This is a genomic window from Streptomyces sp. ATCC 21386 (assembly GCF_018728545.1).
In the GTDB taxonomy this organism is placed as follows: domain Bacteria; phylum Actinomycetota; class Actinomycetes; order Streptomycetales; family Streptomycetaceae; genus Streptomyces.
Map to the genome: position 1 here is coordinate 1,869,105 of NZ_JAAVVL010000001.1, position 13,454 is coordinate 1,882,558.

Below are 13,454 nucleotides of genomic sequence, written 5' to 3' on the forward strand. Positions count from 1 at the left end.
CCGAGGCAGGCAACCCCTGCGGCCCCGCTCCCCGCCCCATCCGGCGTCTCGTAACCCTCCCGTTTCCGTACTCCGGATTGCCTCGAAGGAGTCGATTCCCCATGGCCGAGACGACCGTCCGCCGCCGAGTCCGTCACGTCTCCCGGACCACCGAGTCCGACCGCAAGAACGCCGCCGCCGCGCTCCAGCGCGCCCTCGACCGCAGGGACAACGGCGGTTCTACCGGGCACTGAGGCCCGCCCACCTGCCGGGAGCCGCCCGTGTCGGGGTGCGGTGCGGCCGCGGGACGACGACCCGCGCGCCGCGCCGCACCCCGGAACAGCCTCACGTGCCGCGCCGCACCTCGAAGTGGTCGACGCGGTCGCCGTTCTGGGCCAGCGCGGACACCTTCAGGGCCGGTCGCGCCCCGCTGACCGCCTCCACCGAGAGCAGCGAGAAGCCCCGGTAGCGCACCCGCGACCACTCCACCGTCTCCGGTTTCGACGCGCGCGACCTGGTCCACTCGAAGGTCTCGACGGCCTCATGGCGGGTGACGTGCCCCTCGTAGCTCTCCTCCACGCCGGACGGGAAGCCGTACAGATCGCGTCCACCGCCGCCCGCCGTGACGTACACGACGCCGTCCCGGGTCGGGTCCGTCGACGCCCCGATGGGGACCGGCCTGCCGACCTCGCCGCCCTTGACGGCGTCGGTGCGCTCGTAGACGTGGTTGTGGCCGTTGATCACCAGGTCCACCCGGTGCTTCTCGAACAGCGGCGGCCACGCGTCCCGGACACCACCGTCGGAGGCGTGCGAGGACGTCGAGTAGGCGCAGTGGTGGAAGAAGACCACGATGAAGTCGACGCCCTTCGCGGCCCGCAGCTCCCCCAGTTTCCTGTCCAGCCACTCGGTCTGCCGTCCGCCCGAGTAGCCGAGGTTGGCGGGGATCTCGTACGACACGTCGTTCGCGTCCAGCGCCACGAAGCCGACGTTGCCGTAGGTGAAGGCGTACACGCCCGGCGCCGCGCGGGGGTCGAAGCCGTTGTCGGGGAGGGACCAGCGGGCGAGCTGGCCGCCGTAGCCGTCAGGCGAGTACCAGGCCTCCATGTCGTGGTTGCCCGTCGTCACCATCCACGGCACGGACCTCGCCACCGGCTCGTTCTGCTTGAGGAACAGGTCCCAGAACCCGGGGTCGTAGCCGTCCGACTCGACCCCCTTGCCGTTGCCGTTGGCGTAGCAGATGTCGCCTGCGTGGAGGTGGAAGGCAGGCTTCTGACGGACGATCAGGTTGTCGTTCGCCGCCGCCGCCTTGCCGACGCCCTGGTCGCCGAACGCGGTGAACACGAACGTCTCCGGTGCGGCGGGCGCCGTACGGAAGGTGGCGATCGTGGCGCGGTGCGCCGGGTCGGCCGGGTCGAAGCCCTCGTGGCCGACGCCGTAGTAGTACGTCGTGCCGGGGCGCAGGCCGTCCAGGGCCGCGTGCAGGTAGTACTGGTCCAGCTCCAGGCGCACGCCCTCGACCCCCGGCGTGTGCAGGTCGCGTACCTCCGCCTCGACCTTCCGGGTCAGCTCCTCGGGCTTCAGGCCCACCCGTACGTACGGCTTCCTGACCGCGAACGGCACCTGCCAGGAGATCCGCATCCGCGTCTTCGGGTCGGCGCCGAACGCCAGATGGCGGCCGAAGGGCCTGACGACGGAGCCGGGCGCCTTGGAGGTGGCGGGCGACGGGGCCGAGGTCGTCGCGTTCGGCGAGGCCGGCGAGCCGGACCCGCCGCAGCCGGTCAGCAGCCCGCCGGCCGCCAGCGAGCCCGCCGTCACCAGGGTGCGGCGCCGCGAGAACTTCGTACGCAGGTACTCGTACTGCTCGGCCATGCTCATCCGGCGCGCGAGCCGCGGCGGGATGCCGAAGTCGAGTACGGGAGGTCCGGGGGGTGTGTCCCTGGAAGGGTGGGTCATGCTCTCGAAGTTCCCAGCGATTCCCAACACCCGCCCCCCTTACGGGTGAACGCGTGGTGACGTGTGGGCAGCGTCACCCGATCGTGCGTCCGTATCGCGGACGCCTCGTGTCATTCCATGGGACAAGGAGTACGGTGCCGTCATGTCTCGCAGCCTCAATCTCGCAGTGATCCCCGGTGACGGCATCGGTCAGGAAGTCGTGGCCCAGGGGCTCAAGGTCCTCTCCGCCGTCCTTCCGCAGGATGTGAAGCTGGAGACCAAGGAGTACGACTTCGGCGCCAAGCGGTACCACGCCACCGGTGAGACCCTCACCGACGCCGACCTCGACGCGCTGAAGCAGCACGACGCGATCCTGCTCGGCGCGATCGGTGACCCGAGCGTCCCCTCCGGGGTCCTGGAGCGCGGCTTCCTGCTCAAGCTCCGCTTCGCCTTCGACCACCACGTGAACCTGCGCCCGTCGAAGCTGCTCCCCGGCGTCGCCACCCCGCTCGCCGGCCAGCCCGAGATCGACTTCGTCGTGGTCCGCGAGGGCACCGAGGGCCCCTACACCGGCAACGGCGGCACCATCCGCAAGGGCACCGAGCACGAGGTCGCCACCGAGGTCTCCGTCAACACGGCCTTCGGTGTCGAGCGGGTCGTGCGTGACGCGTTCGCCCGCGCCCAGGCCCGCCCGCGCAAGAAGCTCACCCTCGTCCACAAGAACAACGTGCTGACCTTCGCCGGTCACCTGTGGACGAACATCTTCAACAAGGTGGCCGAGGAGTTCCCCGAGGTCACCACCGACTACATCCACGTCGACGCGGCCACGATCTACCTGGTCACCGACCCGGCCCGGTTCGACGTGATCGTCACCGACAACCTCTTCGGCGACATCATCACCGACCTCGCCGCGGCCGTCTCCGGCGGCATCGGCGTCGCGGCCTCCGGCAACATCAACCCCTCCGGCGAGTTCCCGTCCATGTTCGAGCCCGTGCACGGCTCGGCCCCGGACATCGCCGGCCAGGGCAAGGCCGACCCGTCCGCCACGGTCCTCTCCGTCGCCCTGCTCCTGCGCCACCTCGGCCACGAGTCCGAGGCCGCTCGCATCGAGGAAGCCGTCTCCGCCGACCTCGCGGAGCGCGTGGGGAAGCCCGCCCGTTCGACGGCCGAGATCGGCGACGCGCTCGCCGTACGAGTAGCCGGCTGACCCGCCGCGCCCACTCGAAATCTTTCGAAGCCGCCGGGTCGCTACCGCACCCGGCGGCTTCCGCATGTCCCCGCCGGGTGCCACCATCATCCCCTGGGTCGCATTCACGCCGTTTTCTTCCGCCGACTCCGCTTGCGATAATCGAACGCGGAGCCGCCGAATGAGGGAATGCTCGGACGTCCTAGCACTCGCCACTGGCAGTACGGACGTGAGCGCGGCCCGTCACAACAACCGGTGAAGGACACCCACTCATGACGCCCACGATCGAGCTCAAGCCCTCCGCCAGTCCGCTCTCCGACGCCGAGCGCGACGCGGTCCTGGCCAACCCCGGTTTCGGCCGCCACTTCACCGACCACATGGTCGTCATCAAGTGGACCGAGGGTCGTGGCTGGCACGACGGCCAGCTCGTTCCGTACGCGCCGCTCTCCCTGGACCCGGCCACCATGGTCCTGCACTACGCGCAGGAGATCTTCGAGGGTCTGAAGGCCTACCGGCAGCCGGACGGCTCCGTCGCCACCTTCCGCCCGGAGAAGAACGCCCGCCGCTTCCAGGCGTCCGCCCGCCGGCTCGGCATGCCCGAGCTGCCGGTCGAGACGTTCATCGAGGCGTGCGACGTGCTGGTGCGGCAGGACCAGGCATGGGTCCCGGCCCACGGCGGCGAGGAGTCCCTCTATCTCCGCCCCTTCATGATCGCCACCGAGGTCGGCCTGGGCGTCAAGCCGGCGAACGAGTACCTCTTCCTGGTCATCGCCTCGCCGGCCGGCGCCTACTTCCCCGGAGGCGTGAAGCCCGTCTCCATCTGGGTCTCCGAGGACCACGTCCGCGCGGTGCCCGGCGGCATGGGCGACGCCAAGACCGGCGGCAACTACGCGGCCTCCCTCCTCGCCCAGGCCGAGGCGGCGGCCGAGGGCTGCGCCCAGGTCTGCTACCTCGACGCGGTCGAGCGCAAGTGGGTCGAGGAGCTCGGCGGCATGAACCTGTACTTCGTGTACGGCGACCGCATCGTCACCCCCTCCCTCACCGGCTCCATCCTGGAGGGCGTCACCCGTGACTCCCTGCTGACGGTCGCCTCGGACCTCGGCTACGCCGCCGAGGAGGGCCGGATCTCCATCGACCAGTGGCAGGCCGACTCCGAGAGCGGCGCCCTCACCGAGGTCTTCGCCTGCGGTACGGCCGCCGTCATCACACCCGTGGGCACGGTCAAGCGCACCGGCGCCGCCTGGCAGCAGTCCGGCGGCGAGCCCGGCCCCGTCACCCTCAAGCTCCGCGAGGCGCTGCTGAACATCCAACGCGGCACGGTCGAGGACAAGCACGGCTGGATGCACGAGCTGGGCTGATGCCGACGGTGAGTGCGGTGACCGTGAGGTGATCAGCACGCTGTTCGCATCCTGAGACGGACGGTGAGGGCGGGGGCGGTCTGTGCCAGACTGCCCCCGTGCTCTCGTTCGCCATGATTATTGGCAGCAGGCGCGCCGGTCCGCAGTGACCGCCACGTACGACCAGGTACGGGTGGACACCGTCGTCCTCGACCCGCGCGCAGACCTCTCGCACCCGCGAGGGGTTTTTCGCTTTTCTGGCCCACCTTCAGCCGGGAGCGCAGCGCGAGGGACCATTGGGGACGGTGGAGCCGGTCATTCCGGTACAGACCGAGATCCAGCGGGATCCAACAGCAGGAGCCTTGACACCATGACGGAAACCAGCGAACTCGACGACTCCTTCCATGTCTTCGACACCACCCTGCGCGACGGCGCCCAGCGCGAGGGCATCAACCTCACCGTCGCGGACAAGCTGGCCATCGCACGGCACCTGGACGACTTCGGCGTGGGCTTCATCGAGGGCGGCTGGCCCGGCGCCAACCCGCGCGACACCGAGTTCTTCGCCCGCGCGCAGAAGGAGATCGACTTCAAGCACGCCCAGCTGGTCGCGTTCGGCGCCACCCGCCGCGCGGGGGGTAAGGCGAACGAGGACCCCCAGGTCAAGGCCCTGCTCGACTCCGGCGCCCCGGTGATCACCCTGGTCGCGAAGTCCCACGACCGTCATGTGGAACTCGCCCTGCGCACCACCCTCGACGAGAACCTGGAGATGGTCCGCGACACCGTCGCCCACCTCCGTGCCCAGGGCCGCCGGGTCTTCGTCGACTGCGAGCACTTCTTCGACGGCTACCGGGCCAACCCCGAGTACGCCAAGGCCGTCGTCCGCACCGCCTCCGAGGCCGGCGCCGACGTGGTGATCCTCTGCGACACCAACGGCGGCATGCTGCCGGCGCAGGTCCAGGCCGTCGTCTCCACCGTGCTGGCCGACACGGGCGCCCGCCTCGGCATCCACGCCCAGGACGACACCGGCTGCGCGGTCGCCAACACCCTGGCCGCCGTCGACGCGGGCGCCACGCACGTCCAGTGCACCGCCAACGGCTATGGCGAGCGCGTCGGCAACTCCAACCTCTTCCCGGTGGTCGCCGCGCTGGAGCTGAAGTACGGCAAGAAGGTCCTCCCCGAGGGCGCCCTGCGCGAGATGACGCGGATCTCGCACGCCATCGCCGAGGTCGTCAACCTCACCCCCTCCACCCACCAGCCGTACGTCGGTGTCTCGGCCTTCGCGCACAAGGCCGGCCTGCACGCCTCCGCGATCAAGGTCGACCCGGACCTGTACCAGCACATCGACCCCGAGCAGGTCGGCAACACCATGCGGATGCTGGTCTCCGACATGGCGGGCCGCGCCTCCATCGAGCTCAAGGGCAAGGAGCTGGGCGTCGACCTCGGCGACGACCGCGAGCTGATCGGCCGGGTCGTCGAACGGGTCAAGGAGCGCGAGCTGCGCGGCTACACCTACGAGGCCGCCGACGCCAGCTTCGAGATCCTGCTGCGCGACGAGGTCGCGGGCAAGCCGCAGCGGTACTTCCGTACGGAGTCCTGGCGGGCCATCGTCGAGGACCGCCCCGACGGCAGCCACGCCAACGAGGCCACGGTCAAGCTGTGGTCCAAGAGCGAGCGCATCGTCGCCACGGCCGAGGGCAACGGCCCGGTCAACGCGCTCGACCGCGCCCTGCGCGTCGCCCTGGAGAAGATCTACCCCCAGCTCGCCAAGCTGGAGCTGGTGGACTACAAGGTCCGCATCCTGGAGGGCAAGCACGGCACCAACTCCACGACGCGGGTGCTGATCTCCACGACGGACGGTACGGGGGAGTGGTCCACGGTGGGTGTCGCCGAGAACGTCATCGCCGCGAGCTGGCAGGCGCTGGAGGACGCGTACACGTACGGCTTGCTCCGCGCGGGGGTCGAGCCGGCGGAGTAGGCCCGGGTGGGTGCGCTTGCGTCGTGAGGGGCGCGGGGAACTGCGCGAGAAGCCCCACCGACCCGCACCCGACAGCGCACCCCGAAAACCAACCCCACCCCGTACACGCCTCCCGACGGCGGAGCCGTCCATTCGAAAGCCCAGGCACTCACGGGACCTGTTGATCGAATCGTCCGTTTTCGTGACGATCGAGGTAGCTTCGAAGGTATGAAAGGCGTACCGGGTCGACGTCGTCTCCTCCTCCTCCGCCTGCTGATCGCGCCGCTCGCCGCGGCGGCCCTGGCGGTGCTGTCGGTCGGTGCGCCGAGCGCCCACGCGGCCACCGACCTGTCCACGGTGGCCGCGGCCCTGCGCGAGAGCCCCGTCTACGTCGACCCGGCCGCCACCGACCTGCTCTCCTCGACGGACGCCGAGGCCCTCGCGGACAAGATCGAGGACGCGGACGAGCCGATCTTCGTGGCGGTCCTCGCGGCCGACCAACCGACCGAGGACCTCTTCCAGAACCTCCGCACCGAGACGGGCATCACCGGTCTCTACGCCATCCGCCTCGGCGACCGCTTCGACGCCCGCGCCGACAGCAGCGTCCTGAGCGAGGACGCCGTCGCCAACCTGGTCACGGCGGTCCAGGGCGCCGGCGACCCGAAGGCCCAGCTCAACGACTTCGTGGACGACGCCCTGCGCAGCAACCCCGGCGGCACGGCCCCGTCGAGCTGGAGCGAGGGCACCGACGCGGGCGTGGACGCCGGTGCCCTGGCAGCGGCGGGCGCGGTCGTGGTGGCGGGCGGCGTCGGCGCGTACGCGCTGGTCCGTCGCAACCGCCGCCGGAAGGAGGAGGAACGCCGCGAGGCGCTGGCCAAGCTCGCGGTGGTGGTGGACGAGGACATCACGGCCTTCGGTGAGGAACTGGAGCGCCTGGACTTCCACCCCGCCGAGGCGGGCGCCGACGACGCGATGCGCGCGGATTACGAACGGGCCCTGGACGCCTACGAGAAAGCCAAGTCCCTCATGGCGGCGGCCACCCGCCCCGAGGAGGTCCGCACGGTCACCCAGACCCTGGAGGACGGCCGCTTCTCCCTGTCCCAGCTCGCCGCCCGCAGAGAGGGCCGCCCGCTGCCGGAGCGCCGCGCCCCCTGCTTCTTCGACCCCCGCCACGGCCCGTCGGTCGCGGACGTCCTGTGGGCCCCGGGTGTCGGCACCGCGCGCGAGGTGCCGGTCTGCGCCGCCGACCGGGCCCGCCTCGCCGACGGCCAGGACCCCATGATCCGCGAGGTGGAGACGGTCTCCGGCGCCCGCCGCCCGTACTGGGACGCCGGCCCCGCCTACGGCCCCTGGGCGGGCGGTTACTACGGCGGCGGCATCCTCCCCGGCCTCCTCGTCGGCACCATGCTCGGCAGCATGATGGCCACCCCCTCGTACGCCGCCATGTACGGCTCCGGTTACGGCGACTTCGGCGCGGCCTCCGGCTACGGCGGCGGCGACGTCTCGGGCGGCGACTTCGACACGGACGACTTCACCGGCGGTTTCGGCGGCGGTGACTTCGGCGGCGGCGGTGACTTCGGGGGCGGCGGCGATTTCGGCGGCGGCTTCTGAGACCCGCCCCGACGCGAGCCCGCGAGGCACGGACGCAGGCACAGGACAGGCACAAGCACAGACAGGCACAAGCACAGGACAGACACCGGCACGGACACGGACCCGGCGCTGGGAGCCGCCGGGCCCGTGGACGTCGTACGAGATCGCGTCAGAGACGATGCGCGTGCTGCCGCGCGGCCTCGCTCAGAGAGTCGCCGCGGCCGACGCGATCTGGGAAGCGAAGGTTGACACCTCGGTGTAGACACCGGGGGCGTTGGGCTGGGCGCAGCCTATGCCCCAGCTGACGATGCCGACCTGGATCCACTGGTTGGCGTTGTCCCGGCGGAACATCGGACCGCCGGAGTCGCCCTGGCAGGTGTCGACGCCGCCCGCCGCGAACCCGGCACAGATCTCCTCGCCGGCGACGAGCCCGCTGTAGCCGCTGTAGGAACGACAGGTCGCGTCGCTCACGAACGGCACGGTCGCCTTGAGCATGTAACGCTGCTGGGCGCCGCCCTGGGTGGCCGCGCCCCAGCCGGCGACCGTGAAGGTGCCGGAGTTGTAGGCGGTGGTCGTGGCGATCTTCAGCGTCGGGAGGTTGATGGGCGCGGCGAGCTTGATGAGCGCCCAGTCCTTGCCGGTGCCGTTGTAGCCCGGGGCTCGGTACACCTTGGTCGAGCGGACCTGGACCCGGCCGCTGGTGCTCTGGAGGTCCACGACACCGGCCGTGGCCGTGATGCCGGTGTTGTTGCCGGTCGCGCCGACACAGTGCGCGGCCGTGAGCACGATCTGCTGCGTGTACAGCGCGCCGCCACAGCCCATCGACAACCGGACCATGAACGGGAACTCGCCCTGCGCGGCCCGCGTTCCGCCGACCACCGGCGCCGGCGCGGCCGTCGCCGCCGACACGGGCTGCAGGCTGGCGATCGCGAGCGCGGCGGCGCCGACAGCCGCACATCTCTTCAGAGCGGTGATGAGTCGCTTCAACGTGATGCCTTCCGTGGGGGGTTGACATGCGATGGGTCGTTCGATGACGCGTACTGCCGAACCGCAGATATGACGCAGGCATGCCAATAAGGCGCCAGGAAACCGCCTTGGATGGCATGCCCAGGTCAATTTCTGTTGCAGGATTATGAGAACGCCGGAAGCCCCTGCACAAGAGGCGGGAACCAGCCAGCTTCTCTCGGAAAAGGGAGTGCGACGGAGCCGGAGGAGTGCGCACACTGACCTGGTGATCGACATTTCGGCCGAGCTCGTACGCACCCTGATCTCAAGCCAGTTCCCGGAGTGGGGCGACCTCCCGGTGAGAGCCGTCGACCGGCAGGGCTGGGACAACCGGACCTTCCGGCTCGGGGACCGGCTGACGGTTCGTCTGCCCAGCGCGGAAGGCTATGTGGCCGCCGTGACCAAGGAGGACCGTTGTCTGCCCGAGCTGGCCCGGCACCTGCCGCTGCCCGTCCCGGAGCCGGTCGCGGTCGGGGCGCCGGGGGCGGGATACCCGTTCCCGTGGTCGGTGCGGCGATGGCTCCCGGGGGAGACGGTCGAGGTCGCGGCGGGCGTCGACCGGACCCGTCTCGCCCGTGACCTCGGCGACTTCCTCACCCGGCTGCGTGAGGCGCCGGTCGGGCGGGGCCCGGCCGCCGGACGGCACTCGTACTTCCGTGGCTGCCATCCCAGCGTCTACGGCGACGAGGTCGAGGCGGCCCTGGAGCGACTGGCGGACTCCGTCGACGTCGCCGCCTGCCGGACCGTGTGGGCCGAGGCGCTGACAACCGCCTGGCCGTCCGCGCCGACCTGGTTCCACGGCGACGTCTCCGTGGGGAACCTCCTGGCGGCGGACGGGGCTCTCTGCGCCGTCATCGACTTCGGCTCCTCCGGCGTCGGCGACCCCGCCTGCGACCTTGTCATCGCCTGGAACCACTTCACGGGCGAGGAACGGAAGATCTTCCGTGAGGCCGTCGGCCTGCCCGACGACGCCTGGCGACGCGCCCGGGGCTGGGCGCTGTGGAAGGCCCTGGTGACTGTGGCGGGACTGTCCGGCCCCGACCCGGAGGGACGGCAGCGTCGGGTGCTCGACCGGGTGCTGGAGGACGCGGTGGTCTAGGAGACGCGCGCTCGGTGCGCCGACGACGCCCCCCAGGCACGGACCGTCGGGCGGACGGGCCGAGCCCTCGCCCTCCGACTGCCGCGGGGGCAGTCGAAGGGCGAGGGCTCGGTGGGGCGTCGATACCGCGCGGCGGCATCGCCGCAGGGATCACGCGTTCCGGATCGCCGAGATGTCGAAGGTGAGCTTGATCTTGTCCGACACCAGGACGCCGCCCGTCTCCAGCGCCGCGTTCCAGGTCAGGCCCCACTCGGAGCGCAGGATCTCCGCCTTGCCCTCGAAGCCGACACGCTCGTTGCCGAAGGGGTCCTTGGCGGCGCCGTTGAACTCCAGGTCGATGGTGAGCGGCTTGGTCGTGCCGAGGATGGAGAGATCGCCGGTGATGCGGTAGTCGTCGCCGCCGAGGGCCTCCGCCTTGGTGGAGCGGAAGGTCATCGTCGGGAACTCCTCCGTCCTGAAGAAGTCCGCGCTCTTCAGGTGACCGTCCCGGTCGGCGTTGCCGGTGTCGATGCTCTCCATCTTGACGTCGATGGAGGCGGTGGACAGGGACGGGTCCGTGCCGTCCAGGTGCAGGTCGCCGGAGAAGTCGAGGAAGGCGCCCTTGACGTTGGTGACCATGGCGTGGCGGGCCGTGAAGCCGATCGTGGTGTGGGACGCGTCGATCGAGTAGTCGCCGGTCAGCGCGGCGAGGTCGGGGTTCACCGCGGAGACGGTCGCCGAGGTGGTGGCGGTCTCGGTGGTCGAGTTGTTGCGGCCGAAGATGCCCATGACGTGCTCCTTGAGTGATGTCGTTCAATGTTCAACGAACTGAACACGGCCCACCGTAGACCCATTCCGTTCAATTTTCAACAGTATCGATTCGGTAGTCGCCGTGTCACGCGTTGTTGATCCGGTGGCTCGTCGGTGGTACACGGCGTGGGCATGACCCCCACACGCCGGACCGTCCTGCTCCTCGCCGCGACCCTGGCGGCCGCGACCGCCCCCGACGCCACCGCGAACACCGGCGACGAGTACGACGCCCTCCGCCACCGCTGGCTCGCCATCGCGCTCGGCGACGGATACGACCACACCGCCGAGCCCTACGCCAGCCGCCTGCGCGAGACCGGCGACCTCGCCCACGCCTTCCGCGCGGCCATGGAGCCCACCGCGCACTCCCTCTGGCCGGGCCACCCCTTCGACCCGCCCGCCGGCATCACCCAGAGCTACAGTCGCCTGTGGACGATGGCCCAGGCCTACACCCAGCCCGGCACCGGCCGCACCGGCGACAGCACCCTCCTCGCGGACGTCCTGCGCGGCCTCGACCACCTCACCGCGACCGTCTACCATCCCGGCACCACCCGCTACGGCAACTGGTGGGAGTGGCAGATCGGCAGCCCGCGCCTTCTGCTGGACATCGTCGCCGCCCTGCACGACGAACTCACCCCCGCCCGCACGGCCGACGCCTGCGCGGCGATCGACCACTTCATCCCCGACGCGATGCTCCGCGACTACAGCGGTACCTCCACCGGCGCCAACCGCGTCGACCTCTGCCGCTCCGTGGCCCTGCGCGGCATCCTCGGCCGCGCCCCCGAGAAGATCACCCTCGCCCGCGACGCCCTCTCACCCGTCTTCCCGTACGTCACCCGAGGGGACGGCCTCTACGCCGACGGCTCGTTCGTGCAGCACACCTGGGTCGCCTACTCGGGCACGTACGGGCAGGTCATGCTCGACGGACTGGGCCGGCTCCTCGCGCTGCTGGCCGGGTCGAGCTGGGCGGTCACGGATCCGAACCGGCGGACCGTGCTCGACGGCGTGGAGCGGGCCTTCGCCCCGCTCGTCCTCGACGGACTGGTGATGGACAGCGTCAACGGCCGTGCCATCAGCCGGGGTCACCTCAAGGGCGACGACCGGCACATCATGCGGAGTGACCACTTCCACGGCCAGGGGATCATCGCCGCGATCGCGCTGCTCGCACTCGGCGCCGACCCCGCCGAGCGCGAGCGGTGGCACGGGCGGATCAAGGGGTGGATCGAACGCGACACGGTGACACCGATCCTCACGGCGCGACAGTTCGGTGTCGCGGACCTCGCCCGGCTGCACGCCGTCGCCGCCTCCCCGGTCGCCGCCGCGCCCGAACCCGTCGGCCACCGTCTCTTTCCGGCCATGGACAGAGCCGTCCACCGTCGCCCCGCCTTCACCGTGAACATCGCCATGGCCTCCGACCGCATCGCCCACTACGAGTGCGGCAACGGCGAGAACCCGCGCGGCTGGCACACGGGTTCGGGGACCACCCTGTGGTGGGCCGAAGGGCACGGCGACCAGTACACGAACTGGTTCTGGCCCACCGTCGACTGGTACCGCCTCCCCGGCACCACCGTCTCCACCAAACGACTCGCCGACCGGGAGGGCGGCGAATGGGGCGCGCCGAAGCCCGCCGTCCGCTGGGTCGGCGGTACGACCGACGGCGAGTACGCGGCCGTCGGCCAGCACCTCGCCGGCCTCGGCTCCACGCTCAGGGCCCGCAAGTCGTGGTTCTGCGTCGCGGACGCCGTCATCTGCCTCGGGGCGGGGATCACGTGCGCGGACGGGGTGCCGGTGGAGACGGTGGTCGACAACCGGAACCTGGGGGAGACCACCGACACGCCCCGGACCCTGCTGCGGGGCCGACGCTGGGCACACCTGGAAGGCCACGGCGGCTGGGTCTTCCCCGAAGGACGTTCGGACGGCGCCCTGCGCACCCTCCGCGAGGACCGCTCCGGCGCCTGGTCCGACATCAACACCGGCGGTACGACAGAGCGCCGCACCCGGCGCTGGCAGACCCTCTGGCTGGACCACGGCACCGATCCGGTGAACGCCGGCTACGCCTATCTGCTCATGCCCGGAGCGTCCCGCCACGCCGTCGAGGCCCGCGCCGCCGACCGGCGCTGGTTGTCGATCTTCACCAACGACAGCACGAGCCAGGCCGTTCATGTCCCCTCCCTCGGGCTGACCGCCGCCAACTTCTGGGGGCCCGGTACGGCGGGCCCCCTCACGGCGTCCGCCGGGGCGAGCGTGCTGGTCCGCGGCCGGGGGAGGGGCGCTACGCTCTGTGTGAGCGAACCGCCGCGCACGGGCGAGCCGGTGGAGATCATCTGGCGTGGCCCGTTCCGTACGGTGAGCCGGGTGGACGATCCGGTCGAGGTGCTGGAGTCGGCCCCCGGTCGGCTACGGCTCCGCATCACCCCCGGCACGGCCTGCGCCACCCACACCTGTGACCTGATTCTCCCCTGACAGGTCCGAGCCGCCTTTGTGTGACCCCTACAAGCCCCACACCCCCTGAGCAGTCGGTTCGACTGCATGGCGACGAGGTTCTGTTCAGGGGTACCAGGAAAACACGCCGGAGACTGTACGGAG

General features: G+C 70.9%; 10 protein-coding genes. 7 read left to right on the plus strand and 3 right to left on the minus strand.

What is annotated here, in order from left to right; genetic code table 11:
• Positions 1-101: 101 nt before the first annotated feature.
• The gene (locus tag GWK25_RS44225) at positions 102-233 is read left to right on the plus strand and encodes a hypothetical protein (RefSeq protein ID WP_005479955.1); all 132 of its coding nucleotides are present in this window, start codon (positions 102-104) and stop codon (positions 231-233) included.
• Between the two features lie 91 nt (positions 234-324).
• Here GWK25_RS44225 and GWK25_RS08210 read toward each other — a convergent pair whose 3' ends face one another.
• The gene (locus GWK25_RS08210; RefSeq protein ID WP_215449152.1) at positions 325-1,932 is read right to left on the minus strand and encodes a metallophosphoesterase family protein; all 1,608 of its coding nucleotides are present in this window, start codon (positions 1,930-1,932) and stop codon (positions 325-327) included.
• Positions 1,933-2,074: 142 nt separating this feature from the next.
• Between GWK25_RS08210 and GWK25_RS08215 the strand changes: the two genes are divergently transcribed.
• The 4 genes from GWK25_RS08215 (at position 2,075) to GWK25_RS08230 (ending at position 7,999) form a co-directional block, all read left to right on the plus strand.
• Complete coding sequence (locus GWK25_RS08215) at positions 2,075-3,118, plus strand: 3-isopropylmalate dehydrogenase (RefSeq protein ID WP_184899745.1); 1,044 nt, start codon at positions 2,075-2,077, stop codon at positions 3,116-3,118.
• 251 nt (positions 3,119-3,369) lie between these two features.
• Entirely contained in the window at positions 3,370-4,455 is a 1,086-nt protein-coding gene (locus GWK25_RS08220) for a branched-chain amino acid aminotransferase (protein WP_215449153.1), read from the plus strand.
• 349 nt (positions 4,456-4,804) lie between these two features.
• Positions 4,805-6,409 (plus strand): citramalate synthase, encoded by a 1,605-nt coding sequence (gene cimA / locus GWK25_RS08225; protein ID WP_215449154.1) that lies wholly within the window; start codon positions 4,805-4,807, stop codon positions 6,407-6,409.
• 207 nt (positions 6,410-6,616) lie between these two features.
• Positions 6,617-7,999 (plus strand): hypothetical protein, encoded by a 1,383-nt coding sequence (locus GWK25_RS08230; protein WP_215449155.1) that lies wholly within the window; start codon positions 6,617-6,619, stop codon positions 7,997-7,999.
• Between the two features lie 183 nt (positions 8,000-8,182).
• Here the strand turns inward: GWK25_RS08230 and GWK25_RS08235 are convergent, their stop codons facing one another.
• Complete coding sequence (locus GWK25_RS08235; RefSeq protein WP_215449156.1) at positions 8,183-8,965, minus strand: serine protease; 783 nt, start codon at positions 8,963-8,965, stop codon at positions 8,183-8,185.
• Positions 8,966-9,209: 244 nt separating this feature from the next.
• Here GWK25_RS08235 and GWK25_RS08240 point away from each other — a divergent pair, with 244 nt between their 5' ends.
• Positions 9,210-10,082 (plus strand): aminoglycoside phosphotransferase family protein, encoded by an 873-nt coding sequence (locus GWK25_RS08240; RefSeq protein WP_215449157.1) that lies wholly within the window; start codon positions 9,210-9,212, stop codon positions 10,080-10,082.
• Positions 10,083-10,232: 150 nt separating this feature from the next.
• Here the strand turns inward: GWK25_RS08240 and GWK25_RS08245 are convergent, their stop codons facing one another.
• Positions 10,233-10,850: a YceI family protein gene (locus GWK25_RS08245; protein ID WP_215449158.1), complete on the minus strand. Its 618-nt coding sequence runs from the start codon at positions 10,848-10,850 to the stop codon at positions 10,233-10,235.
• Positions 10,851-11,003: 153 nt separating this feature from the next.
• On the opposite strand from GWK25_RS08245, the gene GWK25_RS08250 reads away from it, so the two are divergent.
• On the plus strand, positions 11,004-13,331 hold the full coding sequence (locus GWK25_RS08250) for a polysaccharide lyase 8 family protein (RefSeq protein ID WP_215449159.1): 2,328 nt from the start codon (positions 11,004-11,006) through the stop codon (positions 13,329-13,331).
• Positions 13,332-13,454: the final 123 nt, after the last annotated feature.

Bases quoted from the DNA above. Each gene is read 5' to 3' on its own strand.
- GWK25_RS08250 (WP_215449159.1), top strand. From the start codon at position 11,004: ATGACCCCCACACGCCGGACCGTCCTGCTCCTCGCCGCGACCCTGGCG.
- GWK25_RS44225 (WP_005479955.1), top strand. From the start codon at position 102: ATGGCCGAGACGACCGTCCGCCGCCGAGTCCGTCACGTCTCCCGGACC.
- GWK25_RS08220 (WP_215449153.1), top strand. From the start codon at position 3,370: ATGACGCCCACGATCGAGCTCAAGCCCTCCGCCAGTCCGCTCTCCGAC.
- GWK25_RS08245 (WP_215449158.1), bottom strand. From the start codon at position 10,850: ATGGGCATCTTCGGCCGCAACAACTCGACCACCGAGACCGCCACCACC.
- GWK25_RS08210 (WP_215449152.1), bottom strand. From the start codon at position 1,932: ATGACCCACCCTTCCAGGGACACACCCCCCGGACCTCCCGTACTCGAC.
- cimA (WP_215449154.1), top strand. From the start codon at position 4,805: ATGACGGAAACCAGCGAACTCGACGACTCCTTCCATGTCTTCGACACC.
- GWK25_RS08230 (WP_215449155.1), top strand. From the start codon at position 6,617: ATGAAAGGCGTACCGGGTCGACGTCGTCTCCTCCTCCTCCGCCTGCTG.
- GWK25_RS08215 (WP_184899745.1), top strand. From the start codon at position 2,075: ATGTCTCGCAGCCTCAATCTCGCAGTGATCCCCGGTGACGGCATCGGT.